Annotated in this window: 26 protein-coding genes and 1 riboswitch; of the genes, 7 read left to right on the top strand and 19 right to left on the bottom strand. The window is 72.6% G+C overall.

The window, feature by feature from the left end; translation table 11 throughout:
- Positions 1 to 166 precede the first annotated feature (166 nt).
- A complete protein-coding gene (locus AWQ70_RS15355) occupies positions 167 to 874 on the bottom strand; it encodes a lysophospholipid acyltransferase family protein (RefSeq protein WP_067176160.1) in 708 nt (235 codons plus the stop codon).
- 124 nt (positions 875 to 998) lie between these two features.
- Between AWQ70_RS15355 and AWQ70_RS15350 the strand changes: the two genes are divergently transcribed.
- Together AWQ70_RS15350 and AWQ70_RS15345 are read left to right on the top strand one after the other, a co-directional pair.
- Positions 999 to 1,763 carry an alpha/beta hydrolase gene (locus AWQ70_RS15350; protein ID WP_067176157.1) on the top strand — a complete coding sequence of 255 codons (765 nt, stop codon included), beginning with the start codon at positions 999 to 1,001 and terminating at the stop codon, positions 1,761 to 1,763.
- A 12-nt stretch (positions 1,764 to 1,775) separates the two neighbouring features.
- The gene (locus AWQ70_RS15345; protein WP_067176153.1) at positions 1,776 to 2,210 is read left to right on the top strand and encodes a hypothetical protein; all 435 of its coding nucleotides are present in this window, start codon (positions 1,776 to 1,778) and stop codon (positions 2,208 to 2,210) included.
- A gap of 60 nt (positions 2,211 to 2,270) precedes the next feature.
- Here the strand turns inward: AWQ70_RS15345 and AWQ70_RS15340 are convergent, their stop codons facing one another.
- From AWQ70_RS15340 to AWQ70_RS15310, 7 genes are all read right to left on the bottom strand, one after another.
- Complete coding sequence (locus tag AWQ70_RS15340) at positions 2,271 to 3,410, bottom strand: hypothetical protein (RefSeq protein ID WP_067176414.1); 1,140 nt, start codon at positions 3,408 to 3,410, stop codon at positions 2,271 to 2,273.
- Positions 3,411 to 3,573: 163 nt separating this feature from the next.
- On the bottom strand, positions 3,574 to 4,257 hold the full coding sequence (locus tag AWQ70_RS15335; RefSeq protein ID WP_245646974.1) for an endonuclease/exonuclease/phosphatase family protein: 684 nt from the start codon (positions 4,255 to 4,257) through the stop codon (positions 3,574 to 3,576).
- A gap of 77 nt (positions 4,258 to 4,334) precedes the next feature.
- Positions 4,335 to 5,279 carry an ROK family glucokinase gene (locus AWQ70_RS15330; protein WP_067176150.1) on the bottom strand — a complete coding sequence of 315 codons (945 nt, stop codon included), beginning with the start codon at positions 5,277 to 5,279 and terminating at the stop codon, positions 4,335 to 4,337.
- A 16-nt stretch (positions 5,280 to 5,295) separates the two neighbouring features.
- Positions 5,296 to 5,778, bottom strand: a complete 483-nt coding sequence (locus AWQ70_RS15325; RefSeq protein ID WP_067176147.1) for a hypothetical protein — start codon at positions 5,776 to 5,778, stop codon at positions 5,296 to 5,298.
- Positions 5,775 to 6,935, bottom strand: a complete 1,161-nt coding sequence (locus tag AWQ70_RS15320; RefSeq protein WP_067176143.1) for an ArsA family ATPase — start codon at positions 6,933 to 6,935, stop codon at positions 5,775 to 5,777. The genes AWQ70_RS15325 and AWQ70_RS15320 overlap by 4 nt, the downstream gene beginning before the upstream one ends.
- Positions 6,932 to 7,369 carry an SRPBCC family protein gene (locus AWQ70_RS15315; RefSeq protein ID WP_067176140.1) on the bottom strand — a complete coding sequence of 146 codons (438 nt, stop codon included), beginning with the start codon at positions 7,367 to 7,369 and terminating at the stop codon, positions 6,932 to 6,934. Before AWQ70_RS15315 ends, AWQ70_RS15320 begins: the two co-directional genes overlap by 4 nt.
- 14 nt (positions 7,370 to 7,383) lie before the next feature.
- Positions 7,384 to 8,151 carry a metallophosphoesterase family protein gene (locus AWQ70_RS15310; protein WP_084517157.1) on the bottom strand — a complete coding sequence of 256 codons (768 nt, stop codon included), beginning with the start codon at positions 8,149 to 8,151 and terminating at the stop codon, positions 7,384 to 7,386.
- Between the two features lie 297 nt (positions 8,152 to 8,448).
- Between AWQ70_RS15310 and AWQ70_RS15305 the strand changes: the two genes are divergently transcribed.
- Positions 8,449 to 10,233, top strand: coding sequence for an AMP-dependent synthetase/ligase (locus AWQ70_RS15305; protein ID WP_067176408.1), 1,785 nt, complete (start codon positions 8,449 to 8,451; stop codon positions 10,231 to 10,233).
- 18 nt (positions 10,234 to 10,251) lie between these two features.
- On the opposite strand, the gene AWQ70_RS15300 is transcribed toward AWQ70_RS15305, so the two are convergent.
- From AWQ70_RS15300 to AWQ70_RS15270, 8 genes are all read right to left on the bottom strand, one after another.
- Entirely contained in the window at positions 10,252 to 11,439 is a 1,188-nt protein-coding gene (locus AWQ70_RS15300) for a glycosyltransferase family 4 protein (RefSeq protein ID WP_084517115.1), read from the bottom strand.
- Positions 11,440 to 11,479: 40 nt separating this feature from the next.
- Positions 11,480 to 12,781: a M48 family metallopeptidase gene (locus AWQ70_RS15295; protein ID WP_084517155.1), complete on the bottom strand. Its 1,302-nt coding sequence runs from the start codon at positions 12,779 to 12,781 to the stop codon at positions 11,480 to 11,482.
- A gap of 51 nt (positions 12,782 to 12,832) precedes the next feature.
- The gene (locus tag AWQ70_RS15290; RefSeq protein WP_157530088.1) at positions 12,833 to 13,726 is read right to left on the bottom strand and encodes a gluzincin family metallopeptidase; all 894 of its coding nucleotides are present in this window, start codon (positions 13,724 to 13,726) and stop codon (positions 12,833 to 12,835) included.
- A 294-nt stretch (positions 13,727 to 14,020) separates the two neighbouring features.
- On the bottom strand, positions 14,021 to 14,557 hold the full coding sequence (locus AWQ70_RS15285) for a C40 family peptidase (protein WP_084517113.1): 537 nt from the start codon (positions 14,555 to 14,557) through the stop codon (positions 14,021 to 14,023).
- A gap of 82 nt (positions 14,558 to 14,639) precedes the next feature.
- Positions 14,640 to 14,797, bottom strand: a riboswitch (cyclic di-AMP (ydaO/yuaA leader).
- 625 nt (positions 14,798 to 15,422) lie between these two features.
- Positions 15,423 to 16,382 (bottom strand): C40 family peptidase, encoded by a 960-nt coding sequence (locus AWQ70_RS15280; RefSeq protein ID WP_084517111.1) that lies wholly within the window; start codon positions 16,380 to 16,382, stop codon positions 15,423 to 15,425.
- A gap of 126 nt (positions 16,383 to 16,508) precedes the next feature.
- On the bottom strand, positions 16,509 to 17,825 hold the full coding sequence (locus tag AWQ70_RS15275) for an NYN domain-containing protein (RefSeq protein WP_067176133.1): 1,317 nt from the start codon (positions 17,823 to 17,825) through the stop codon (positions 16,509 to 16,511).
- A gap of 240 nt (positions 17,826 to 18,065) precedes the next feature.
- Positions 18,066 to 18,533, bottom strand: coding sequence for a hypothetical protein (locus tag AWQ70_RS38875; RefSeq protein ID WP_157530087.1), 468 nt, complete (start codon positions 18,531 to 18,533; stop codon positions 18,066 to 18,068).
- On the bottom strand, positions 18,533 to 19,945 hold the full coding sequence (locus tag AWQ70_RS15270) for an alpha/beta hydrolase (protein ID WP_245646982.1): 1,413 nt from the start codon (positions 19,943 to 19,945) through the stop codon (positions 18,533 to 18,535). The genes AWQ70_RS38875 and AWQ70_RS15270 overlap by 1 nt, the downstream gene beginning before the upstream one ends.
- 63 nt (positions 19,946 to 20,008) lie before the next feature.
- Between AWQ70_RS15270 and AWQ70_RS15265 the strand changes: the two genes are divergently transcribed.
- The 4 genes from AWQ70_RS15265 to AWQ70_RS15250 all read left to right on the top strand — a co-directional run bounded on the left by AWQ70_RS15265 (position 20,009) and on the right by AWQ70_RS15250 (position 22,944).
- The gene (locus AWQ70_RS15265; protein WP_067176126.1) at positions 20,009 to 20,242 is read left to right on the top strand and encodes a hypothetical protein; all 234 of its coding nucleotides are present in this window, start codon (positions 20,009 to 20,011) and stop codon (positions 20,240 to 20,242) included.
- Positions 20,243 to 20,246: 4 nt separating this feature from the next.
- Positions 20,247 to 20,807 (top strand): GNAT family N-acetyltransferase, encoded by a 561-nt coding sequence (locus tag AWQ70_RS15260; protein WP_067176122.1) that lies wholly within the window; start codon positions 20,247 to 20,249, stop codon positions 20,805 to 20,807.
- Between the two features lie 15 nt (positions 20,808 to 20,822).
- Positions 20,823 to 22,577: a DEDD exonuclease domain-containing protein gene (locus AWQ70_RS15255; RefSeq protein ID WP_067176119.1), complete on the top strand. Its 1,755-nt coding sequence runs from the start codon at positions 20,823 to 20,825 to the stop codon at positions 22,575 to 22,577.
- Positions 22,578 to 22,656: 79 nt separating this feature from the next.
- Entirely contained in the window at positions 22,657 to 22,944 is a 288-nt protein-coding gene (locus tag AWQ70_RS15250; protein ID WP_067176116.1) for an Lrp/AsnC family transcriptional regulator, read from the top strand.
- Here AWQ70_RS15250 and AWQ70_RS15245 read toward each other — a convergent pair.
- The 3 genes from AWQ70_RS15245 to AWQ70_RS15235 form a co-directional block, all read right to left on the bottom strand.
- Complete coding sequence (locus tag AWQ70_RS15245; protein ID WP_067176113.1) at positions 22,887 to 23,657, bottom strand: sensor histidine kinase; 771 nt, start codon at positions 23,655 to 23,657, stop codon at positions 22,887 to 22,889. The two genes, AWQ70_RS15250 and AWQ70_RS15245, sit on opposite strands and share 58 nt — an antisense overlap.
- A 218-nt stretch (positions 23,658 to 23,875) precedes the next feature.
- Entirely contained in the window at positions 23,876 to 24,919 is a 1,044-nt protein-coding gene (gene trpD, locus AWQ70_RS15240; protein WP_067176110.1) for an anthranilate phosphoribosyltransferase, read from the bottom strand.
- 14 nt (positions 24,920 to 24,933) lie between these two features.
- A complete protein-coding gene (locus AWQ70_RS15235) occupies positions 24,934 to 25,350 on the bottom strand; it encodes a hypothetical protein (RefSeq protein WP_067176107.1) in 417 nt (138 codons plus the stop codon).
- Between the last annotated feature and the right edge of the window lie 158 nt (positions 25,351 to 25,508).

The following is a 25,508-nucleotide window of genomic DNA, read 5'->3' as shown; positions in this document are numbered from 1 at the left end:
CGGGCCGGAGACACAGAGCCGATCCCACGAACCTCAGGGCACGGCGGGCAGGGGAAGCGGGGGGCGGTTCGCCCTTCTCGGCGCGGCCGCCCGCCTCCCCGTGCGGAACAGCGTCCGCGCCGAACCGTGCGCGGTTGTGTCCCGTGAACGCGACGACCTCCGCCGGTCAGGACTTGGAGGAGGCCGCCCGGGCGGCGCGAACCATCTCGACCTTGGCGCTGGCGGCGTACTTGTCCACGTACTCCTGGCCGGACAGCTCCATCAGCGCGTACATGATCTCGTCGGTGACGGCGCGGAGCACCAGGCGGTCGCCCTCCATGCCGTAGTAGCGGGAGAAGTCGAGCGGCTTGCCGTACCTGACGCCGGGGCGGATGCCGAACTTGGGGATGGGGTGCCCCGGGGGCATCATCTCGAACGTGTTGACCATCGCCCAGGGGATGACCGGAGCGCGGGACTCCAGGGCGAGCCGGGCGACGCCGGTCTTGCCCTTGTACAGCCGTCCGTCGGGAGAGCGCGTGCCCTCGGGATAGATGCCGAGGACCTGGTTGTCGCGGAGGATCCGCAGGCCGGTGCGGAGCGCCGCCTCACTGGCCTTGCCTCCGGAGCGGTCGATGGGCACGGTGCCGACGCCCGAGAAGAAGGCCCGGCTGAACATGCCCTTGATGCCGCGGCCGGTGAAGTATTCGGCCTTGCCGAGGGAGATGACCTTGCGCGGCAGGAACCCCGCCCCGAAGAAGTGGTCGGCGAACGACAGATGGTTGCCTGCCAGGATCACCGGACCTTCGGCCGGCACGTTCTCCATCCCCTGTGCCCAGGGCCGGAAAATGAGCCGGAGCAATGGCCAGATGGTGTACTTCACCACCCAATACAACACCGCGGGCGCTCCTTCGGTCGGACGTGCCAGTCATCTTCCCATGCCTTAAGGTGCTCGCACTAACCATGGCCAACGTGCGACTATCGGGCGAATCAGGAGGAGCACCCGACACGGAGGTTCTCTCATGCCGTTGCTTCCCGGCGCCGAGCCGTACCAGCACGACGGGGGCGAGATCGGCGTCCTGCTGTGCCACGGTTTCACCGGATCGCCCCAGTCGTTGCGCCCGTGGGCCGAGCATCTCGCGGGGGCGGGGCTGACCGTCTCACTCCCCCGGCTTCCCGGCCACGGCACGACCTGGCAGGAGATGAGCCGTACGCGCTGGGAGGACTGGTACGCCGAGCTGGACAAGTCGTTCGCCGACCTGCGCGGGCAGTGCGCCGAGGTGTTCGTGATGGGCCTGTCGATGGGCGGGTGCATGGCGCTCCGGCTCGCGGAGGTGCACGGCGAGGCGGTTCGCGGGCTGGTCGTGGTCAACCCCTCCGTGGTGAACGACGTGCCGCTCCTGCGGATGGCTCCGGCGCTGAAGTGGTTCCTGCGGTCGGTTCCCGGTGTGGCGGGCGACATCAAGAAGGAGGGGGTCTGCGAGCTCGGCTACGCACGGACCCCGGTCAGGGCCGCCGCGACGTTGCCGCGCCTGTGGAGGCTCGTCCAGCGGGATCTGGAGCGGATCACCCAGCCGGTGCTGATATACCGGAGCCCCCAGGATCATGTGGTGAAACCGGCGAGCGTGGAGTTCCTTCGGGAACGAATGGGGAACAATCTGGAAATCAGAGAACTGCCCGATAGCTACCATGTCGCCACGTTGGACAACGATGCTCCCACCATCTTCGCGGGGAGCCTCGACTTCATCCGCACTCATGCCTCGGTACCCTTGACGAAGGACTCCTGACCCGGGATCGAAGTGACGCCGCAGAGTGACGAGGACGAGGTCTGGCGTCAGATCGTCGCCTCCTTCAACGAAAAGGCCGAGGACACCTCGGCAGGTCAGCCATGGCCCGACCGGGAGAACATCCCGGACGAGCCGGCCGTGGACGAGAAGGAGGACACCGAGCCCGTTCAGGCGCCCGTCCAGGATCCTGTCGACGACGAGGACCACTACGTCCCGCCGCCTCCTCCGCCGCTGCCGCACGCGGACGGCGTCACCAAGGTGGCGTGGGCGGCGCTCTTCGGCGGCCCCGCGTACCTGCTGCTCGCGGCCCTGCTGGGCTGGCCGATGGACGGCTGGATCGTCTTCACCGCCGTGGCGGCGTTCATCGGCGGGTTCGTGGCGCTCGTCGTGCGGATGGGCGACGGCCCGCCCGCCGACTCCGGCTGGGACGACGGCGCCGTCATCTGACGGCTTCCCGGCCGGCTGGTGCGGCGGCCCCTACTTGGCGGCCGGTTGGTGCGGCGGCCCCTACTTGGCGGGGGCGCCGAATGTCTCGATCACGTCGCGATAGCGGTCGCCCTCGTCGAGCGTGTGCCCGACGGCCATGGTGGTCTCACCGACCCGGGTCACCGCCTGCAGCCGGACCGTGCGGTCCGGCAGGGAGTCGCCGTGCTCGGTCTTCCACTTCGAGCCCGTGTAGTGGAGCAGGAACGCCGTCCCGGGCCGTTCGGGGTCGTATCCGGACACCCAGAACGCGCCGTCGCCGTCGCCCGTCACGCCGTACAGCTCGGCCTGGCGGATCGGGAGCCGCTCCCGGGTCCAGCTCTCGCCGTCCCATGACAGCACGAGGGGCGTGATCTTGCCGGAGTGCTGGTAGACGCCGCCGACCGCGACCGCCCGCTTGCGGCTCTGGACGTACACGTCGCGGAGGAAGCCGCCCTTCACCACCGGAACGTGGGACACCTTCCAGCCGGAGGAGGTGAGCCGGAGGATCAGCGGCCGGGAGCCGGAGTCGCCGACCGCCCACCCCTCCCCCTTGGCCGTGAGGCCGACGCCGTACAGGGCGCCGGACGGCCCCTGGACGGTCTCCCAGCCCGACCAGGAGGGGCCCTTCGCCGTGGCCGCGAACGTCCTGCCGTCCCGGCTGCCGACGAGCACCACCCGGCCGGTCGTCGCGGCGACCCCGCCGAGCCAGTCGCCGCCGCGCAGTTGCACGATGGCGAGCCGGTCGAACCCGTCGCGGTTCCCCCTCGCGACGTACGGCAGGCCGTCGTGGCCGTCCCCGATGGCCCACACGTCGCTCTTGGAGGCGGCGGCGACCGAGCGCAGGTGTCCCGCGCCGGTGGTGTCGTTGCGGACGTCCACCTCGGTCCAGGAACTGCCGTTCCAGTGGGTGATGACTCCCTGGTTCTGCCAGAAGTCCCAGACGTCCTGCTGGCCGACGGCCCAGACGTCCTTCTCGGAGAGGCCGGCGACGTCGGAGAGCGAGCCGTCCGCCTGGAGCTTGGCGGTGGAGGTCCGGCTTCGGGCGGCCTGCTTGCCCGACTCCGGGCTTCCGGGCTCGGCGTGGGCGGGCGCCACCGAGGTGGCGCACAGGAGGGAACCGGCCACGAGACCGGCGAGGAGCACACCAAGCGGTGCCGCGCGCCGTCTGTGGCGGCGGGTCATGAACAAATCGTACGGGGACAGGAGTGGCTCATGTGCGCGAGGTCACCATTCCGGTCCCGAATGTGACCTATCAGACGATCTCCCTCCCACTATTCCGGGACGGCGGGCTCCCCGGCTCACGCGGCCACCGGAACCTGCCCCCGGTCACCCCGCGGCCCCGGAATCACCCGCGGGGCGGCCCGCCGTACAGGTCCGCGACCACGGGGCGGTGGTCGCTGGCCGCGGCGAGGTCGGCCGGGGCGGCGTCGGCCGCGCCGCAGCACACCACCGCGAGCCCGGGAGCGGCGAAGATCCCGTCGATCCGCTTCGCCGGCCGCCTGGCCGTGAAGGTCCCGCCCTCCCCCTTCGGCGAGTCGGCGTAGCAGTCGGTGAAGCGGCCGGCGAGGTGGCGCCACGCGGCCCCGCCGGGCTCCTCGTTGACGTCCCCGCACAGGACGGCGTGCGCCCCGAAGATCCGGGCCAGCCGGTCCGTGATCGGCACGATCTCGGCTGCGTGCCGCAGCCGCGCTCCGTGGTGCAGGTCGAGGTGGAAGGAGCAGACCGCCAGCCGCAGGCCGTCCTTCTCGACGACGGCGAGGGCGACGGCCCGCGGTTCCAGCCCGGGGAACCAGCGCAGCCGGTGCTCCTCGGCGTGCAGGAGCCGTACGGCGGGGCCGGTGAGCACCGCCACCCCGGCCAGGCGCGCCCCGGAGAGACGCCCTCCCGCCGAGATCGCCATGCCGGTCTCCCGCGCGAGGCGGCGGCGCCTGCCGGGGAGCGGGGGCGCCTCCTGGACGCACAGCACGTCGGGCCGGACGGCCGTGACGACCCGCACGAGCGCGCGCCGGTCGTCACGTCCCGCCCGCACGTTGTAGGTGGCGATCCTGATGCCTGGCAGCGCTCGCTCCCGAGTCCCGTCCGTACGCCCGGCGCGTGCCGTGCCGCTCAGCGGAGCCGGGCGAGGTCGGCGGCCCCGACCATGCCGGCGGCGGGGCCCAGCTCGGCGGCGCGGATGCCGGCGAGGGGACGGTGCCCGCGTCCGGTGAGGCGGGCCGCGTAGTCGTCGCGTACCCGGTCGAGGAACAGGTCCGCCGCGCCGGAGACGCCTCCGCCGATGATGAAGCATCCGGGGTCGAGGACCGCGGCCAGATCGGCCAGCCCCTGGGCGAGCCATCCGGCGACGAACTCGAACGCGGCGAGCGCCGCGGCGTCCCCCTCCCGGGCGGCCGCGGTGACGTGCTGCCCGACGATGCCGTCCGGAGCGCCGCCGGCCAGGTCGAGCAGGCGGGCCGCGGCGGACGGGTCGGCGGCGGCGTTGATCCGCGCCTGGCGCACGAGGGCGTTCCCGCTGGCGTACTGCTCCCAGCAGCCGTGGTTGCCGCAGCCGCACGGCAGCCCCTCGGGCACCACCTGCATGTGGCCCAGCTCGGCCCCCATGCCCCAGCGGCCCCGGTAGAGGTCGCCGCCGAGGACGATGCCGCCGCCGATGCCGGTGCCGAGCGCGACGCACACGACGTGGCTCTCGCCCCGGCCCGCGCCGAAGCGGTACTCGCCCCAGGCGGTGGCGTTGGCGTCGTTCTCCACGACCACGGGGAGGCCGACCAGCTCGGTGACCTTCTTGCGGAGCGGCTCCTCGCGCCAGGCCAGGTTGGGCGCGAACCGGACGTTCGACCGGGTCTCGTCCACGAACCCGGCGGCCCCCAGGCCGACGGCCTCCACGGCGTGCCGCGCGGCGAGCTCGGCGACCGCGTCGGCGATGGCGTCCGCCACCAGCTCGGGACTGTCGGCCGGGGTCGGCCGCAGCGCGCGGTCGAGGATCCGCCCGTCCTCCGCGACGACCCCCGAAGCGATCTTCGTGCCGCCGATGTCCACGCCGATGGTCAAGGCCATGTGCTCGAACTCTCCGTCAGCCCAGGTCGATGTGCTCTACGCGCGAGTCTTCCGGCCGCTTGGGCGGGGCCGTGCGCTGCTGCAGGGCGTCCACCGCCTGGCGCAGCGCCGCGACCAGCTCGCCGCCCGCCGCGATCAGGTGGTCGGTGACGTCGCCTCCGGACTCCTTGCCCGCGGCGATGACCCGGCAGACCGGGCAGGCCCGGCAGACGTACTCGTCGTGGTCGTGCGCGGCGACGGCCTCGCCCCACACGTCGTCGGTGCGTCCGCCGCCGAAGGCACCGCCGAGGGTGCCGCCGAGCCCGCTCACGCCGCCCTTCACGAAGCCCTTGCCCAGCTCGCGGCCGACCCGTCGCTGCAGGGCGTCGAAGAGCTTCATGGCCTCCTCCGCCGCGGACGCGAGCGGGTCCTGGCGCGCGGAGCCGTTGGTGTCCTTGGTGGCGCCGGTGTCCTTGGTGGCGCTGTCGTCGGTCGTGCTGGTGTCGTTGTTTTCCGTCATTTCGCCCCTCCTGTCTCGAACCGTACCCGGAGGTGCCCGTCGCGGAGCACCGCGGAGGCGATGCCTCTGCGGGCCAGGGCGGCGGGAAGGGCGATCACCCGCCGGTAGGGGCCCGCCGTCACGATCAGGTCCTCTCCCTTGCGACCGAGGTCCACCGCCTCCTTGTCGGCCAGCGGGAGGGCCAGCACCAGCTCGTCGCCGCCGACGCGCATCGGGGGCTCGCCGCTCGGAGGGGCGAACGGGTCGGCGTCGCCGTACATCTCGGCGGCGACCTCGGAGAGGGCGCGCGGGCCGATCGGCTCGGCCGGCAGGTAGGGGACGGTGTGGACCGGCAGCGGGGCGAACGAGTGGTGGATCTCCTCCAGTTGCCTGGCCTGCGCCTCGACCCAGCCGCGCCGCCAGTCGTCGGCGTCCTCGGCGGGGAAGACGCGGTTGGCGACGACCCCGTCCACGCGGTAGCCGTACAGGCTGAGCGAGGTGAGGGTGCGCCGGGCCTCGGCGACGACCACGGCCTCGGGGGTGAGCACGAGCCGGACCGACGTGTCGTCGCCGGTGAGCAGCTCGCGGACCTCCATCAGGCCGCGGTGCAGCCGCTCTCCCGCGGACAGGACGGCGCCCTCCGGGGCGCTCACCTTGGCGACGTTCCTGATCACCGGGGAGACCAGGCGCAGCACCCGCCGCACGCCGGGGAGCAGCCGGCTGACGTGCCAGTCGAGGGCCTCGGGCAGGGCGAGCAGCCGCAGTGTCTCGGCGGTGGGGGCGCAGTCGACCACGATCACGTCCCAGTGGCCGCTGCGGGCCTGCTCGCGCAGTTCGAGGAGCGCGATGATCTCCTCGGCGCCGGGCAGGACGGTGATCTCCTCGGAGGTGATCTCGTCCAGGCCGAGCTCGCGCAGCACGTTTCTCGCGTACTCCCGCAGCTCGCCCCAGTGGCGTTCGAGCGCCTTCTGCGTGTCGACCTGCTGCAGGTAGAGCCCCGGCGCCGCCTGGACCGGCTCCCGTGACGGGGGCACGGCCAGCGCGTCGGCGAGGGAGTGGGCGGTGTCCGTGGACACGACCAGGGTCTTCAGCCCGCGCTCGGCGGCGAGTGTGGCCGTCGCCGCCGCCGCGGTGGTCTTGCCGACGCCGCCCTTCCCCGTGAAGAGGAGGACCCTCATCGGCCTTCGACGCGCTTCTTGAGCCCCTTGAGAGCGGTGTCGACGATGACCTTCTCGGCCTTCCGCTTGATCATGCCGATCATCGGGACCTTGAGGTCGACGGCCAGCTCGTACGTCACCTCGGTGCCGCCGCCGGTCTCGGCGAGGCGGTAGCTGCCGTCCAGGCCGGAGACCATCTTGCCGGGCTCGACGATGTGCCAGGCGACGGCGGTGTCGCCGGACCAGTCGTAGCCGAGGACGTAGTCGTCGCTGATCACTCCGGCGTCGAGCACGAACCTGACCCGGGCGGGCCGGCCGCCCTCGCCCGTCTCCAGGACGCTCGCGGACTTCACCTGGCCGGCCCACTCGGGATAGGCGGGGAAGTCGGCGATCACGGCCATGATCGACGCCGGGTCGGCGGCGATCGTGATGCTCGACGTGGTTCGATCAGCCATGGGCTAACCGTACTTCACCATTCCAGGGCGAAAGGCGTGCCGCGCCCGCGGAAATGACCGACGTTGACGCATTCGGTGCGGCCCACCCGGGTCCTGCTCACCAGGGGCTGGTGCACGTGGCCGAACAGGGCGTACCGCGGCTGGGTCCGCCTGATCGCCTCCAGGGCGGCCTCGCTGCCGCGTTCCAGCCGGCGGGCGACCACGTCGTACAGCAGCTCGGGGATCGCGGGCGGGATGTGGCAGCACAGCACGTCCACCTCGCCCACCGCCTCGATCTTGCGGGCGTACTCCTCGTCGTCGATCTCGTACGGCGTGCGGTACCGGGTGCGCAGGCCCCCGCCGACGAACCCGAACGTGAGGCCGCCGATCTCGGCGGTGGCGCCGTCGAGGACGGCGTGGCCGGGGCGGACGAACTCGGACCACAGGCGCGGGATGTCCACGTTGCCGTACGTCAGGTAGGCGGGCGTCGGCATCGCCCGGAAGATCTCGGCGTACTGGCGGCGGACCGCGGCCTCGATGTGGTCGCGGGGGTCGCCGTCGAGGGTGGCCCACAGGCCGGCGGACATGGCACGCGCCTCGTCGAACCGGCCGGCGGTGCGCAGCCCGATGAACTCGGCGGCCTTCTCCCGGCCGAACAGGTCGGCGAAGATCCCGCGCGAGTGGTCGGCGTAGTCGACGAAGAGGATGAGGTCGCCCAGGCACACGAGGGCGTCGGCGCCGTCGCCCGCCCGCGCCAGGGCGTCGGCCCGGCCGTGGACGTCGCTGACGACATGGACCCGCATGCCGGACATGGTAATACCGGCTCTCGGATCGGCCCCGATCGCGTGTTCGACCCCGGCGGCGGAGGTTCCCGGGCCGCGCGCGGCCACAGGTCCGACGGTAAGGAGCGGGTCCGGTCTCCTCCACGGAACGTTCGGCCCGGCGACCTGCCACGAGCGCCCTGATAACGTGCGAATGCCCAGATAACGCCTGGGTGACGGATCTACCCACGCGTAACTTCGCGCGGTAGCGTCCGGTGAGGCCGATGTCCGCTCCAGCTCGGCCGAGGAGACGGCAGGAGCGCGCCCGAAGGAGTGACCGTGCGCGAGTACAGCGTTCCCGTGCTGGTGGACGTCCCGTTGTCCGCGAACTGCACAGATACGGTGTTCCAGCGCGGTGTCGACGAGCCGGACACCGTGGTGATCCGCCGCAAGGAGGGCGACGCCTGGGTCCCGGTGACCGCGCGCGAGTTCCGCGACGCGGTCGCGGGCGCGGCCAAGGGCCTGATCGCCGCTGGCGTCGAGCCGGGCGACCGAGTGGCGCTCATGTCCCGTACGCGTTACGAGTGGACGGTCGCCGACTACGCGATCTGGGCCGCGGGCGGGGTCGGGGTGCCGATCTACGAGACCTCCTCCGCGGAGCAGGTGAAGTGGATCATCTCCGACAGCGGGGCCCGGTGCGCGTTCGTCGAGCAGGAGCCCCACGAGGAGACGGTCAGGGAGGCCGCCCCCGACCTGGCGTCGATCTGGCGCATCGAGGACGGCGGCCTGGAGGAGCTGACCCGGCTCGGCGCCGACGTCTCCAACGACACACTGGCCGAGCGGCGGGCCGCGCGGGGCGGTCACGACCTCGCGACGATCATCTACACGTCCGGCACGACCGGCCGGCCCAAGGGCTGCATGCTCAGCCACGACAACCTGCTGTTCACCGCCCGGAACGTGGCGCACGGCCCGCTTGAGCTGCTGTTCGACGTCCAGGACCGGGCCGCGCTGCTGTTCCTGCCGCTCGCGCACAGCTTCGCGCGGATCATCCAGGTCGTCCTCATCGAGACGTCCACCGTGATCGGGCACACGCCCAACATGAAGAACGTCGCCCCGGACCTGCAGACGTTCAAGCCGACCTTCCTGCTCGGCGTGCCCCGGGTGTTCGAGAAGGTCTACAACGCCGCCGAGCTCAAGGCCACCTCCGAGGGCAAGGGGAAGATCTTCCACACCGCCGTCGGCGTCGCGGTCGAGTGGAGCACCGCGGAGAGCACCGGCGGGGCCTCCCTCGGCCTGCGCCTCAAGCACGCCCTCTTCGACAAGCTCGTGTACGGCAAGCTGCGGGCGGCGACCGGCGGCGCGCTGAGCGCGGCCGTCTCCGGCGGGTCCGCCCTCGGTGAGCGGCTCGGCCACTTCTTCCGCGGTGTCGGCATCGAGGTGTTCGAGGGGTGGGGCCTCACCGAGACGAGCGCCCCCTCGACGGTGAACATCCCCGGCGCGAACAAGGTCGGCACCGTCGGCAAGCCGTTCCCCGGCGTCACGATCGGCATCGCCGACGACGGCGAGATCCTGGTCAAGGGCCGCCACGTCTTCGGCGGCTACTGGAACAACGAGCGGGCCACCAAGGAGGCGATCGACCCGCAGGGCTGGTTCCACACCGGCGACGTGGGCGAGCTCGACAAGGACGGCTACCTGCGGATCACCGGCAGGAAGAAGGAGATCATCGTCACCGCCGGCGGCAAGAACGTGGCCCCCGGCCCGCTGGAGGACAGCATCCGGGCGCACCGGCTGGTCAGCCAGGTGATGGTGGTCGGCGACGACCGGCCGTTCGTCGCGGCGCTGGTCACCCTCGACGCCGAGGCCATGGAGCAGTGGAAGGAGGCCAACGGCCGCGCCGGCGCGTCCATGGCCGAGCTCTGCTCCGACCCGGCCGTCGTGGCCGAGGTGCAGCGGGCCGTGGACAACGCCAACCGGTCCGTCTCCAAGGCCGAGCAGATCAAGAAGTTCGCCATCCTCGACATCGACCTGAGCGAGGAGAGCGGCCACGTCACGCCGAAGCAGTCGATCAAGCGGCACGTCGTGGCCCGCGACTTCGCCAAGCAGATCGACGAGCTGTACGGGTGACGCGGATCGGCCCCGGCGCTACTGCCGGGGCCGATCCGGCCCACCGCCCGGGACCGCCCGGGGCGGGACTCCCGGGCCCTCCTCCGCCGGACCGCCGGGCGTGAGCAGCGCGGCGAACCGGGCGGCCACCAGATCCCAGCGCCACTCCTCCTCGATCCACGCCCGGCCGCGCTCGCCCATCGCGCGTGCGCGTACGGGATCGGCCAGCAGCTCGACGAGCGCGGCCGCCACCTCCTCGTGCGACGTCCCGTCCACCACCAGGCCGGTCTCGCCGTGCCGTACGGCGTCGGGGGCGCCGCCGGACGCGCCCGCCACGACCGGCAGGCCGGTCGCCGACGCCTCCAGGTAGACGATGCCGAGCCCCTCGACGTCCAGCCCGCCCAGGCGGGTGCGGCACGGCATCGCGAAGACGTCCCCGGCGTCGTAGTACGACGGCAGGTCGGCCCAGGGGACGGAGCCGGTGAGCACGACGGAGTCCCCGAGCCCGGCGCGCTCCGCCAGCCGCCGCAGCGCCCCGCGCGAGGGGCCGCCCCCGACCAGCAGCAGCACCGCGTCCGGGATCCGGGCGCGGACCAGCGGCCAGGCCCGGACCAGCGTGTCCTGCCCCTTGCGCGGCACCAGCCGGGAGACGCACACGACCACGGGCCGCTCGCCCAGGCCCAGCGACACCCTGACCCGGGCGCCGCCGGCGCCGGGGTGGAAGACGGACGTGTCCACTCCCGGCGCGAGCCGTACGAGCTTGGTGTCGGGGATCTGCGGCGCGAGGCGGCGGCGCGTGTATCCGCCGAGGTAGGTGACCACGTCCGCCGCGTCGCCGATGCGGCGCAGGACGTCGCGGGCGACGGGCAGCAGGGCCCAGGACGCCTCGTGGCCGTGCGTCAGCATCACCACGCGCCGGACCCCTTCGTCGCGCAGCGCCGGGGCGAGCAGCCCGAGCGGCGCGGCGGCGCCGAAGACGACGGTGCGGCAGCCGCGGGCCAGCTCGGCCGCCCGGCGCGCCACCGACGGCGTCGGCAGCATCAGCGACGTCGGGTGCCGCACCACCTCGTACGGCTGCCGCGCGTCGAACGCCTCGCACCCCTTCCACTTCGGGGCGTAGACCACGACCGAGGCCGGGGCGAGGCGGGAGGCGAGCCCGTGGACGAACGCCTGGATGCCGCCGGGCCGCGGCGGGAAGTCGTTGGTGACGAACAGTGTCCTGTCCACGGGCTCTCCTCCGGGCCCGCCGCCTGTCACGGCCGTTCCGTCACGGCCGGGGGACGCCGTTGAGGCGCGCCCAGGACCGGGCCATCGCGATGCGCTCGGCGGTCGAGGGATGCGAGGCGTACATGATGTATTCGAAGGGGTTCGGCGACAGGTCCGAGATGTTGCGCAGCGCGAGGCTCTTCTGCATCGTGACGAACGTGGCGGGGTCGCGGGTGAGGTCGAGCGCGTGCACGTCGGCGCGGGCTTCGATCTGCCTGCTCACCACGTTCTGCGCGGGGCCGGACAACACGCTTCCGAGGGAGATCAGTCCGACGAGCAGCGCGACGGCCCGTGGGTCGCCCGCCGACGGGACGCCCGCTCGGCGGCGCAGCGCCTGGAAGGCGACGAACAGCAGGCAGGTGCCCGCTGCCGCGCCCAGGGCGCCCACCAGCGTGCCGTACAGGACGTCGTCGTTCTTGGCGTGGCCCAGCTCGTGCGACACGACCAGCTCGACCTCCTTCGCCGGCTGGCGGACCAGCGTGTCGTACACGACGATCCGGCGGGTGGCCCCGAACCCGGAGACGTACGCGTTGAGCGCCGTGGTGCGGCGGGAGGCGTCGGCGACCAGCACGTCCTCGACGGGGACCCCGTCCCGGTCGGCCATCGCGAGCAGGTCGGTGCGGAGCTGTCCGGCGGGCAGCGGCGTGAAGGTGTTGAACATCGGCTCGACCACGACCGGGTAGGCGAAGGACACCACGACGGTCAGCGCGAAGGCGCCCAGCGACGCCGGGATCCACCAGGTGCGCGGCCATTTCCGGGCGAGGGCCACGATCACCAGCACGGCGACGCCGGAGAGCACGATCTGGAGGGCGAAGTTCTTCAGCCGGTCGGCGGTCCAGGAGCCCCAGGTCTGCGTGGACAGGCCGTAGTCCCGCAGCAGGCTCTCCATCCACATGCCGAGCGGCCAGCGCAGCACGAGCGTCACGACGTAGACGCCCAGCACGCCGGCGGCCGCCCTGAGCCACCACGGCCCCCGCAGCCGCCCGATCAGCCGGGAGCCGACCGGCGTGAGGACGAGCACGCCCGCGATGACCAGGGTCAGCGCGAGCGACAGGTAGCCGGGAGCCGACGTGGCCGCGTCGAACGCGTCGGCGCGGTCGAGCTGGGCGCGGGTGAAGTCCAGCGCGGGCTCGGCCCGCACGTCGGGCGCCTCGGGGCCGAGGGGACGCCACGGGGTCGTGACGGCGACGACCGCCACCAGGGCCGCGCCCAGGACCAGCAGCGCGATGCCCGCCGCCCGGATCCCGGGATCCCGTCCGGCGCCCGACCTGCCGACGCGGTCGGCGACGTCGCTGCGTGACATCCCCATCACCCCTTCACAGTCCCCCGGCGGTCCCGACGGCGGGCGGCGCGGTCAGGCGAGTTCGCTCCGCAGGTACCCTCGCCAGGCCGCGGTGAGCTCCGCCAGGTCGGTGCCTAACGTTTCTACCAGCGCGGTGGCGATGTCGTGGTCGCGCGCCGCACGATAGAGGGCCACGAGGGCGTGCTCGCCGTACCGTCCGGCGATGTACCGGCAGGCCAGCCAGGCCTCCTCGTACGCCTGCGGAAGCCGCGGCGAGCCGGGACGGAACGCCTCGCGCCCCGGCAGCGCCGCGGGCGGCGTTCCCGCGCGGACCTCGGCGGCCAGCTCCGCCGCGATCGCCCGTACGGGCAGGCCGCTGCCGAGATGGCCGACATAGTCGGCGAAGCCCTCCACCAGCCAGGCCGGCATGTCGCCGGCGAGCGCGGCTCCGGCGGCGACGTGCGTCAGCTCGTGCGCGAGCACGACGCGGCGGCCTGTCGGGGAGAGCCGGCCGAACCCGGACGGCACGACGATCACGTGATCGACGTCGGCCAGGGCGGCGAGGCCCTCCACCCCGGCGGGCGACGCGAGCGCCGCCGCCTGCTCGTCGGTCGCCGGGACGAGGACGACCGCGTCCACCGGCCCCCACACCCGGGCGACCGTACGGCGGGCGGTGTCGGCCGTGGCGGCCAGCCCCGCGACGGCCCCGGCCCCGGTCCCGCCCGGGTGAGGGGCCTCGGGCGCGGATATCGACGATCGGGGCGCCACGCCGGCGGCCGCCCGTCCCGTGACGACGACGGCGTGCTCGCCTCTGGAGACGGAGGCCCCGGCCCAGATCCCGGGGTGCTCCCGCATGACGGCACGCGCCGTGGCGAGCGCCCGGTCGTGCGGCGCGTCGGCGGCCAGGCCGGACAACACCGGCGCCGCGACCAGCACGGCCGCCGAGAGGCGGGCCACAGCACGCATGCGGAAATCGTACGAGCGGCCGGACGCGCCGCGGCCCCGCCCCTCGGGAAGGAGGGACGGGGCCGCGAAACGGGCCCGGTGAGGACCCCACCCCGGCCGGGGGCGTCCCGGGCGCGCCCGGGATGGGGTCCCGCGCCGGGCGATCCGGCCGGCTCGGGCGGGGGGAACGCCCTGAGCCCGGCCGATGCGGGCGGGGGGAAACGCCCTGGGGGGCGCCGGGCCGGTGCGGGGCGGGGGGAACGTCCCACCGGACCTCGGGAGGTCCGGCTGAGCGCCGGCCGCGGCGGCGGGCCTCTAGGCGCCGGGACGTACGGCGCCGACGAAGCTGTTCTTGCGGTACGCGTCGAGCTTGTCGATGCGGACCCGGGCGCCGGTGTGCGGTGAGTGGATCATCTTGCCGCCGCCGACGTACATGCCGACGTGGCCGCCGCCGCTGGTGAAGATGAGATCACCCGGCTTGAGGTGGTCCCAGGAGACCTTCTTCTTGACGCCGCTGAGCTGGGACCAGGTCGTGCGCGGGATGTCCACGCCCGCCTTGCGCCAGGCGAACTGGACGAGGCCCGAGCAGTCGAAGGCGCCGGGGCCGGTCGCTCCCCAGCGGTAGGGGTCGCCGATCTGCTTCTTGGCCACGTCGATGGCCTTGCGGGCCAGTCGCTTCTGGCGGGCCGCCTTGGCCTGCCGGAGGGTGGTCTTCGAGACGATGGCGGCGGTCGCGGTGGCCTCCGCGGAGGCCTCCGTCGTGGTCGTCGTGCCGGTGGTGGTGACCTTCTCCACGGTGAGGCCGTCCGTCGCGGGGTCGGCCGAGGCCGGCGGGGCCGCGACGGCTCCCATGGAGACGGTGATCGCGGCGCCGCCCAGCGTGAAGCGGGCAAGGCGGGACAGGCGTGCAGGGGTGCTGGACAGGATCGCTCCTATGGTCTTCCGCTTGCGCCTACCGGGTTAGCTGACGGGTTCGGGCGGGGAAGTCGCCCTACGGCGCGAAACGCGCCGATTCACCCCGGACCTTCGGTGAAGGTCGATGGGTCCCCGGCTCCGTGCCTCCTGACTGCACGGACTCGGCAGGTCGCCGCCCCTGGGGTCGGAAATCGTGACGGCGACGGATGGTGCGCGAACCCGGCACCGGGCCGGTGTCCGCGGCGGTGGCCGACCGGCTCACCGCGGGGCAGAAGTTACCGATTCGTGCCACAAGTCGGCAAAGGCCCGGCCAAGAAATAGAGATCGAATAAACGGCCCGGCAAAGCGAAAGTGCCTGCATACCCGATACATTCGACACCCAATTGTGACGCTGCTCACATTTGCCACAACACGCCACAAATCAGCCACATCAACCACAAAAGCCACAGCAGTGGTAGATCGATTTTGGTGATTTCTTTACCGAAGAAGATCGGCCGTCCAGGTCTGTCGAAGCGATGAAAATGTGAAAGTCATCACATTTCGCTCCGGGCGGCAGGGGCGCCCATTCTTCCGATGGCGAGCCGGACTCGCGATCGCGGGCGCCGAGTCCGGTGAGCAGGGTGCCAGGGACTGATGCGCGGGTGCGCGGCCGGCCTCTCAGGCAGGCCGCCGGCGGCTCGGATCCCCGCGCGAAGCGAGAACCGGGGCCGCGAACACGAGAGCGGGGCACCGGCTGACCGGTGCCCCGCTCTCGTGTTCGGGGAAGCCGTCGCCGCCGGCGACGGAGATCAGGGACGCGAGGTCAGGGACGCACCGCCCCGATCGCGTGGTACTCGGCGAGCGTGACGACCTTCACCACGTCACCGGTCTGGGGGGCGTGGACGACCTTGCCGTCCCCGGCGTAGATGCCCACGTGCCCGTACCCGGCGTGCCAGAGCAGATCGCCGGCCTGCAACTCGCTGAGCGAGACCCTGCGGCTCGCCCCCCACGCCCACTGCTCGTAGCTCGTACGCGGCAGCGACACCCCGCCGGCCGACCAGGCGGCCTGGACGAGCCCCGAGCAGTCCCATCCGCTCGGCCCGGTCCCGCCGTAACGGTACGGCTTGCCGATCTGCCGGTAGGCGAACTGGAGCGCCGCGAGCGCGTTGCCCGAGGCGGGGCCGGAATAGGCGACGCCCGCGCTGTTGGGATTACCCGCGTTGAACGCCCCGAGGCGGCGCAGCAGCTCGGTCTGCTCCTTGACCAGTTTGTCGGCCTTCTTCTTCTCCTTGAGAAGGTCGCTTTTGACCTTGGCCGCCTCGTCGAAGACGCTCTTCTTCTGGTCGCGCTGCCGCTTGAGATCGGCGATCGCGCCCTGGTACTCCTCAAGCCGTTTGGCCCGCCCCTGGGAGAGCTGGTCGAGCGCGGCGAGACCGCTGAGCATCGAGTCGGGATCCGCGCTGTAGAACAGGCCCATGCTGATCACGTCGCCGGTCTGGTACGCGCTGGAGGCGACCGTCACCAGGGTCGTACGCAGCACGTCGACCCGCTCCGCCTTCTCGGCGTAGCTGGCGTTGATCTCGGCGTACTGCTTCTTGGCCTTCTTCCACTTCTCGTTGGCCGCGTTGTACTGGTCCACGACCCTGTCGGCCTGCTCGTTCAGCTTCTTCAGCTTGGCCTTGGCCTGCGCGACCGTGGGCTTGGGGTCGGCCTGCGCGCCAGTCATGGGCAGCAGCAGCGCCACCGCCGCCAAGCCGACGGCCACCGGTACACGCCCTCGCACTCAGGCCCCCTTCGATATAGACAAATCTGGGGCGCGACTTTACTCAGGCGATCATGGCGATTCAACCTATTCGCAGGTATTCGACCTGGTCATCACCTATGGCGATCAATGCGGAACGCTGGGTGATCAGGCGCGGCCGAGACGGCGGAGCAACAGCAGCGACGGCACCGGCCGGGCCCCCATCCGGCGTACGGAATCGGCCACCTCGCGATCGGAGGAGACGACGGCGATGGCACGGCCCATCGGCTCCGCCTTGACCAGTTGCCGGATGAGGTCGTCGGCGATCTGGCCGGGGGCGCTGAACATCACCCGGACCCCGCGCGGGGCCGAGACCTGGACCGGCCCGTTGAGCTCCGCCCCGTCGAAGACGCAGGTCACCTCCACGCGAGCCTGTACGGCGAGGCCGCCCAGCCCGGTGAGGAGCCGCGCCCGCTGGTCCGCCAGCGTGAGCGTCGGATAGCCCGTCTTGGTGACGTTGTAGCCGTCGATGATGACGTGCAGGTTCGGGATGGCCAGCAACTGGTCGAAGAGCTGGGGGTCGTCGTCGGCGAGCGCCCTCGCGGGCACCGCCCGCACGCTCGGCGCGCCCGGGACCACCGCCGACACGTAGTCGGCCGGCTTGCTGATCATCGTGGGCAGCGCCAGCTCCTTGCGCAGCCCGGCGGCGGCGTCCTGCAACGCGTCCATGAGCACCCGGATGCGGGCGTCCTCCACGCTGCGCCCCTCCCGGGCGGCCCGCCGGCTCGCCTCCAGGTGGCGCTCCGCGTCCGCGAGACGCTCCTTGAGCCTGCGCACCTCGGTCTCGGCCGCGCCGCTGGCGTTCGCCACCCTGGCCCTGGCCTCGGCGGTCTCGGCCTCCAGCTCGACCGCCCGGAGCTCGGCCGCCTTGGCCCGCTCCCGCGCGTCGTGCAGCTTGCGCCGCAGATCGGCGTTCTCCGCGCGGGCGACCCTGAGCTGCTCGCGGAAACGCTCGGCCTCCTCCTTGGCGGCCGTACGCTGAGCGGCGAGCTGCTCGCGGAGCCGCGACTCCACCTGGTCCCGCCCCGCCTCGGCGGACGAGCTCTGCTCCAGGTCCTCGCGGGCCCGCTCGACCAGATCGGGCCAGCCCGCGGGGCGGGTGAGATAGGCAGCGGCCGCGACGAGCACCGGCTCGGCGGCCGCCGGGACCACACCTTCGGCGAGACCGGCGACCAGGTCGGGCCAGGCGGTCCTCAGCGTCTCCGCGACCGTCTCGCGGAACTCCTTGTCGGATTCCAGCAGGGCGGCGATCGGCGCGCCGCCGAGGCGGGCGCGTTTGCGCGGGTCGAACTTGGCGATGCCGCGCAACTGAGGCGGGATCGCGGCGGCCGGCATGGATCCCAGCACCTGAGCCGCGAGCTCCACCACGTGTAAGCGCACCTGCTCCGGCAGCGGACGAGACAGGCCCTCTCCGGCTGAACTCATCCGCTTGCTCCTCATCCTTGTCCTTTTTAAAGGGTACGGCTGTCGCGCCCCTGGCCAGGTCGGGCCCTCTGCCGCCCGCGCGGCCGCCCCTCGGCGCCCTCTCCCGGCATCGCCGGGCAGCCCGTACGATGCCGAACTGCGAGGTTAACGGACTTCAGCCAACCGCTTGGTTGCGATACGGACTCAGGACGGCCCACTCCGGGCGGCGCGCACGCCCCCTTCACACGGCCGTCCGTCCCCTCACCGGACGTCCCGCCAGCCCTCCGGAACCTCCCCCGCCAGACAAACCGTGTTGCCCGCGATCCACACCTGACCTCTTTCGGGAAACGCGTATATCCCGAGTTCGAACAGTTCTCCCGCCAATGTGACGCTCGGGTGTATCGATCTACCGGAACTGTCGTCTACCACCCGAACGCCCCGTGCGGTCCAGTAGGCGAGGGCCCTTTTCACCACCGCCTCAGGGTTCGTCGAATCAACGTCGTAACTGTAGGAAACGGCATGATGTCCCTCTAGATCACAGGGCCAGGGGCGCCTTTCTCCCCTGCGGCCGCCTTGCACATCACTTGTTCGCAGAGTCTCGTCCACAGCGCGCGTGAGCTGAAGGATCGCCTCGGCGATTGTGGGATCGTGCTTCTCATCACTCACCGTTCCGCACCCCCCGACACCTGTCGCAATGGTCAGAAGCGCAACCAACAACGGACGCTTCATCACCTGTTCCTCGTTTTCCTTAAGCCGATCGAAGGCGGATCCCCGACGATGACGCGTGCGATGTTCTCGGTGGCCACACGGCTTCTTCCCGTGGTCGTGAAGTAGTCGCCGTGGGCGTCGACGTCGAAGCCGAGTTGTACGAGATCGCGGTCGGTGCCGGTGGCCAGCCGGGTGACGCCGTCGAGGAGGACGGGGTCCTGCCCGTGGCCCGTCCACGGCGTGGCCAGCAGGCCGAGCAGCCCCGTCTTGGACATCAGCGACAGCACGGGGGCCACGCCGATCACGTCGTGGGGGTGACGCAGGGCGTACAGGCGGGTGCCGGGGGCGTGCAGGCCGTCGGCCGAGTAGACCCCCCATCCCGGGCTCGCCACGGCGACGAGGTTCCGGGGCCGCAGACCGGCGGTGACGGCGTGCCCGGTCACCGTGCTGCCGTACGAATGGCCCACGAGGGTGGTGTGGACGTCGTCCCGGAGACGCAGGCCGGCCACGAAGTCGCGCAGCATCGGCCCGCCGGCCTCGGCGTACGACGTCCACGCCGCCTGCGGGAGCGTCTGCGGCAGGTCGCACCCCATCCAGGCGATCGTCGCCGTACGTCCCGCCGAGAAGCGTTCGGCGAAGTCGTGCAGGGCGAGCGCGTTCGTGCCCGGGCCGTCGCTGTAGGTCGTGAGGTTGTTCCCGGTGCCGGGCACGGTGACGGCGACGGAGGTCGCGGAGGCGAGGTCGCCGAACACCTCGGCGACGCGGCCGTTCCCTCTCGGGTCGAACAGCAGGAACTGCCTGGGCGCCGGCCGCACGACGACCTTCCCGTCGCGGGTGAACGGCACCGCGCGCGGCTCCAGCAGCCGGGCGAGCAGGGCGGCCCGGTCGGTGAGCCACAGGGCGGCCGCCTCTGCGCGGGCCTGGCGGATGAGCAGCCGGTTCGCCGCGTAGCGCAGCTCGTACGGCGCGCCGCCGAGCGGGCCGACCAGGGCGGCGCCTGCGAGGGCGACCGCGAACGCGGCGTCCGGCGGGAGGGCGGCGAAGAACGCGGCCACCGCCTCGTCGCGCCCGGGCCCCGCCTCCCGTCCCTCGACCAGGAGCCGGAGCTCGGACAGGGCGGCGTCGCCCGCGCCGGACGCGGCGGCGACCAGCCCGGTCCGTACGGCGGGCGGCTCGACGGGGTCGAGGGCCACCGCCTCGGCCTGCTCGGCGATCGCGGCCCTGCGCCGCAGGTCGGCGGACGCCTCCTCGCACCAGCGCCGCAGCGCCCGCAGCCGGTCGGCGTGCTGTGCCAGCTCCGGGTGGCGTGCCATCTGGCCGGGGCCGAACACGGGCGACAGGACTCCGCCGGCGTGCGGGGCGAGGTGGCCCGACACATCGTCCAGGCGGGCGGCGAGCGCGCGCAGGGACGGCGCGTCGGCCAACCACAGCATGGTCACCTTGCGGATCGTAGGCCATCGGTCACGCTCTGTTCCCGCTTCTGCCAGGCTGGGCGTGTGACGTTCGAGAGCGACGCGATGCGCAGGGCCGCGCCCTGGTTCGACGACCTGCTCGATCCGGTGGCGGCGCTGCGGCGGTCCCCCCGCTGGACCGGCCCGGCGGCCGAGCGGTTCGACCGGGAGCTGTACGGCTGGCGCGTGACGCTGCACCTGGTCGCCGAGGACCTGCGCGGCGTCGCGGCACGGCTGGATCGGGAGGCGCGCGGGCCCGCCGGTCCGGCAATAGGATGATCCGGTGCTGAACCCGTCCTATCCCATCGAAACCCCCCGACTCCTGCTCCGCCCCTTCACGATGGACGACCTCGACGAGCTGCACTCCTTCCACTCGCGTCCCGACGTGGCCCGCTACCTCTACTGGGAGGCGCGCACGCGGGACGAGACCAGGACGGCCCTGGAGGCGAAGACGAGGCAGGCCGCACTGAGCGAGGAGAACGACACCCTCAGCATCGCCGTGGAGCTGCGCGAGACGGGAGCGCTGATCGGCGACCTCTACCTGTTCTGGCGCAGCCGAGAACACCGGCAGGGCGAGATCGGCTTCGCCTTCCACCCGGCCCACCACGGCCGGGGGTACGCCACGGAGGCGTCCGGGGAGTTGCTGCGGCTCGGGTTCGCGGACCTCGGCCTGCACCGGATCTACGCGCGCTGCGACAGCCGAAACACGGCCTCCTCCCGGGTCATGGAGCGTCTCGGCATGCGCCGCGAGGCCCATCTGGTGGAGAACGAGATCTTCAAGGGCGAGTGGAGCGACGAGCTCGTCTACGGGATGCTCCGGCGGGAGTGGACCGCCACGGCGTAGCCGTACCGGCGGGGAATGTCGGTGGCCGTCTCTAAGGTCGGGCGCGTGGAAGCGGTACAGGGCACTCTGGACGAGCTGGGCACTCCCCTGCGCGATGTGACGTTCGTGGTCTTCGACCTGGAGACGACGGGCGGGGCCGCGGCCGAGCACGCCATCACGGAGATCGGGGCGGTCAAGGTGCGCGGCGGCGAGGTCGTCGGCGAGTTCGCCACGCTGGTCGATCCCGGCGGCCCGATCCCGCCGTTCATCTCGGTCCTGACCGGCATCACCGACGCCATGGTCGTGGCCGCGCCCAAGATGCCCGAGGTGCTGCCCGGCTTCCTGGAGTTCATCACCGGCGCCGCGCTGGTCGCGCACAACGCGCCGTTCGACATGGCGTTCATCAAGGCGGCGTGCGCCGCCGGCGGTTATCCGCCGCCGGCCAATCCCGTGGTCGACACCGCGGACCTGGCCCGGCGGGTGCTCACCAGGGACGAGACGCCCAACTGCAAGCTGGGCACCCTCGCCCGGCTGTTCCGCAGCTCCACCGAGCCCTGCCACCGGGCGCTCGCCGACGCGAGGGCCACGGTGGACGTGCTGCACGGCCTGATCGGCCGGGCCGGGTCGTTCGGCGTGCACACCCTGGAGGACCTGCGCGGCTTCGTCCGCGCCCCCACGCCCGAGCAGCAGCGCAAGCGGCATCTGGCGCAGTCGGTGCCCGGCGCCCCGGGTGTGTACGTCTTCGAGGACGCGAAGGGCGAGGCGCTCTACATCGGCAAGAGCTCCAACCTGCGCAACCGGGTCAGGAGCTACTTCACGGCGAGCGAGACCCGGCCGCGCGTCCGCGAGATGGTCGGCATCGCCGAGAGTGTCCGCACGATCGTGTGCGCGACCGCGCTGGAGGCGGAGGTCCGCGAGCTGCGCATGATCGGGGCGGCGAAGCCGCGCTACAACAAGCGGTCCCGCTTCCCCGAGCGGGTGGTCTGGCTCAAGCTGACCGACGAGCCGTTCCCCCGGCTCAGCGTCGTCCGCGAGCTGCGGGACGACGGCTGCACCTATCTCGGGCCGTTCTCCGGCAGCCGGGTGGCCGACGACGCCCGGGCGGCCCTGCACGAGGCGCTCCCGCTGCGGCAGTGCACGCAGCGGCTGTCCCCACGGGTCCGCCGCGCCGCCTGCACGCTGGCGGAGCTCGGCCGGTGCGGCGCGCCCTGCGAGGGGCGCGAGAGCGAGGACGACTACGCGCGGCACGTCGAGAGCGCCCGGCACGCGATGGAGCGCGACCCCGAGGTGGTCGTGTCCGCGATCGAGACGCGGATGCGCCGCCTGTCGGCGGAGCAGCGCTACGAGGAGGCGGCGGTCGACCGCGACCGGCTCGCCGCCTACGTCCGGACCGCCGCGCGCATGCAGCGGCTGCGCTCGCTCACCGCGATCCCGCAGATGGTGGCGGCCGCCCCCGCGTTCGACGGGGGCTGGGACATCCACGTGGTGCGCCACGGGCGGCTCGCCGCCGCCGGGGTGATGCCGCGCGGCGCCCACCCCGTGCCCTACGTCGACGCCCTGGTCGCCACGGCCGAGACCGTGTCGCCCGGCCCCGGCCCGATCCCGGCCGCCAGCGCGGAGGAGACCGAGTGCGTGCTGCGCTGGCTCGAGTCGCCCGGCGTGCGGCTGGTCCGCGTCGACGGCACGTGGAGCCTCCCCGCGTACGGCGCGGGCCGGCTCAGGGCACGGATGGAGCGCGCCTACCAGGGACTCCCCGGGCACCAGCCGCGCGAGGGGAAGCCCCTACGATGAAGCACGATCCCGCCTCCCGCGCAATGGGGCGCGGGCCGGGCGCGACGACGAACCCCGACTGGAAAACAGGAGAACGCGAATGGTCACCGCGATCGTGCACATCAAGGCTGATGTCGACCGGATCCCCGAGGTCGCGCAGACGGTCGCCGAGCTCGACGGGGTGAGCGAGGTCTACTCGATCACCGGTGAGTACGACCTGCTCGCCATGATCCGCGTCAGGCGGTACGAGGAGATCGCCGAGGTCGTGCCGGGCCGGATCAACAAGGTGCCCGGGGTGCTGCAGACCGAGACCCACATCGCCTTCCGCACCTACTCCCGCCACGACCTGGACGCGGCCTTCTCGATCGGCCTGACCGAGGCGGACTGACCGGCGAGCAGCCGGACCCGCACCTCGAAGCCGCCGGGCAGCGCGCGCGCCGAAACGGAGCCGCCGAACAGCGACGCCCGCTCCCAAGTGCTGCACAGCCGCTCCCGTGGCGCGCCGTCGTCCCGGACGGTCAGGTCGAGCACGCTCTGGGTCCAGCGGAGCGTGACCGCCGCCGTCCGCGCCGCGCCGGGACGTACGGCGTTGCCGAGGGCCTCCTCGACGATCCGGTACGCCGACAACTCCAGCGCGGGGGCGGCCTGCCGTACGCCCTCCTCGGTGAGGGTGACCTCCAGTCCCGCGGCGGTGAACGCGTCCAGCAGGGCGGGCAGCTCGGCGAGGCGGGGCTGCGGGACGCGCGGGACATCGTCCACGCGCAGCAGCGCCATCACGCGTTGCAGGTCGGACAGCGCCCGGCGGCCCGACTCCTCCGCGGCACGGAGCGTCTGGACCGCCCGCGCGGGATCCCTGTCCATGAACACGCGCCCGGCGCCCACGGCCAGTGTCATCACGCTCAGGTCGTGGGCGACGACGTCGTGCAGCTCGGACGCGATGCGGAGCCGTTCCCCGACGCGCAGGATGTCGAGCCGATCCCCGGCGGGCGGGAACCGCGGGCGCCCCCCGGGCGCGGACGCACGGCCGCGCCGGATGCCGGGGAGCGCGGGCAGGCGTTCGCGGGCGAGGCGAGCGAGGCGGACGAGGAGGAGGCGCGTCATGCGGGAAACGTAGGGCTCCCGCCCGGCCGCACGCGTCATCTCGGAGGCGGACCTGGAGTCCCTCCTCCGACGGATCCCGGCCCCGCGCCCCTCAGCAGCCGCGAGCGTCTGGAGGCCGCGCCACGAAGGCGCCCACGCCACACCGCTCGACAAGCCGGGAAAGACGGCAAGCCGCGCCGCCCAGGAGGCGGCGCGGCTCACTCAGGAGGACGTACGGCTCAGGAGGCGAGGGAGCGGCTGACCTCGACCCAGCGCTCCAGCGTGGCGGTCGCCCGGCCGGAGTCGACCGCCTCGGCGGCCCGCACGTAGGCGGCGCCGAGGTCGGCGACCAGGTCGTCGCCGGGGCCGTCGAAGGCGACCAGGGCCGCGGCGGCGTTCAGCAGGACGGCGTCACGCACCGGACCGGTCTTGCCCGCAAGCGTGTCGTGGACGGCGGCCGCGTTGAAGACGACGTCGCCGCCGCGCAGGTCGTCCGGCTGGGAGCGGGCCACGCCGATGTCCGCGGGGTCGAACATCAGGTCGTGGGTCTCCCCGTCGCGCACGATGAAGATCCGCGAGGGACCGGCGGTGGAGAGCTCGTCGAGCCCGTCCTCGCCGCGGAAGACCAGCGCCGAGACGCCGCGCTCGGCGAAGACGCCCGCGACCACGGGCAGCATGCGGGCGTCGAACACGCCGATCGCCTGGGCGGTCGGGCGCGCCGGGTTGGTGAGCGGGCCGAGGAAGTTGAAGACGGTGGGGATGCCGATCTCCCTGCGCGGCGGCCCGGCGAACCGGTACCCCGGGTGGTAGACGGGCGCGAAGCAGAAGGCGATCCCGGCTTCGTCCGCGAGCCGCGCGGTGGCCGCCGGCGACAGGTCGAGGACGACGCCGAGGTGCTCCAGGACGTCGGCCGCCCCGCACAGGGAGGACGCCGCGCGGTTGCCGTGCTTCACCACCCGGGCGCCGGCCGCGGCGACGACGACCGCCGCCATGGTGGAGACGTTGACGGTGTGCGCCCGGTCCCCTCCGGTGCCGACGATGTCGACGACGGGCCCCTCGATGGACAGCGGGACCGCCCGGTCGAGCATGGTCCGGGCCAGCCCGGACGTCTCGGCGACCGTCTCGCCCTTGGCGCGCAGCGCGACGGCGAACGCGCCGATCTGGGCGGGCGTGGCGTCGCCGGACATGATCTCGCCCATGGCCCACGCGGTCTCGTCGGCGCTCAGGTGCTCGCCGGCGAGCAAGGCGTTCAGCAGGGACGGCCAGGTGGTACGCGAGTCCATATGGAGAGGCTCCGTTACGAGACGGGCTGGGCTGGGCGGGACGATCCGGTCAGGCTGAGCCGGCCGCGCATGAGGTCGGCGACGGCCTCGGCGACGGCCATGGGGTCGAGCGGCTGGGCGACGACAGCGTCGGCGCGGGACCAGTTGGCGAGCCAGCGGTCGTCCTTGCGGGCGATGATGAGCAGGATCGGCGGGCAGTTGTGCACCTCGTCCTTGGCCTGCCGGCTCACGCCCATGCCTCCGGCCGGGGCGGCCTCACCGTCGAGGACGGCGACGTCGATGTCTCCGGAGTCGAGGTACTTGAGCACCGCGGGCTGCGTGGCGCACTCGACGATCTCGACGAGGGGCACGTCCGCCGCGGGGCGCCGTCCGATGGCAAGCCGCACCTTCTCACGGGTGCCTGCGTCGTCGCTGTAGACGAGAACCCTCATGTCACGCTCACAGGGTCGAATCGCTGGGTATGGTCATCGTGATGCTACCGGCGACCCCGCCGAACGCGTAGCCCAGGGTTCTTGCCAAGATTCTTCGGTTCTAAACCCCAGCAAACCGCCTCTAACGGGGGGCCGTGCGGCGACCCGACCAGGGGAGC

The sequence above is a fragment of the Microtetraspora niveoalba genome (assembly GCF_001570405.1).
In the GTDB taxonomy this organism is placed as follows: Bacteria; Actinomycetota; Actinomycetes; order Streptosporangiales; family Streptosporangiaceae; genus Microtetraspora; species Microtetraspora niveoalba.
Note: the sequence above shows the minus strand (reverse complement) of the source record. Positions and strands in the feature narration are given on the sequence as shown.